Source organism: Candidatus Dedyshia acidiphila, from assembly GCF_051025295.1.
Classification (GTDB): domain Bacteria; phylum Acidobacteriota; class Terriglobia; order Terriglobales; family Acidobacteriaceae; genus KBS-83.
Genome location: NZ_JBMGJV010000209.1, coordinates 1 through 247, shown reverse-complemented (window position 1 = coordinate 247; position 247 = coordinate 1). Strand labels below are relative to the sequence as shown.

Annotated in this window: 1 pseudogene; it reads left to right on the top strand. The window is 62.3% G+C overall.

Annotation, left to right across the window (positions count from 1 at the left end):
* Positions 1–232 (top strand): annotated as a pseudogene (locus AC5IJH_RS18625) (hypothetical protein); the annotation flags it as partial.
* Between the last annotated feature and the right edge of the window lie 15 nt (positions 233–247).

Here is a 247-nt window from a genome sequence, read left to right as displayed (position 1 = left end):
GCCACAGCGCACGGCCGACAACTGCGAGCTGGATCCGCGGCTGCTGGTCGAATGGATGCTGGAGGACGGCGTGCCAGGGCGGCTGAGCCTGCAGATCCACAAGTTCATCTGGGAGCCACAAAAAAAAAGGCGTCTAGCCTGCTTAGTGCGCGGCCTTGCTGTTCAGGTAGGGATCGAACGGCACGTCGATCGCGAAGAGTTCGCGGTGGTCGGCTGTTTCGATGCGGCGTAGTTCGAGGTGCGCTCC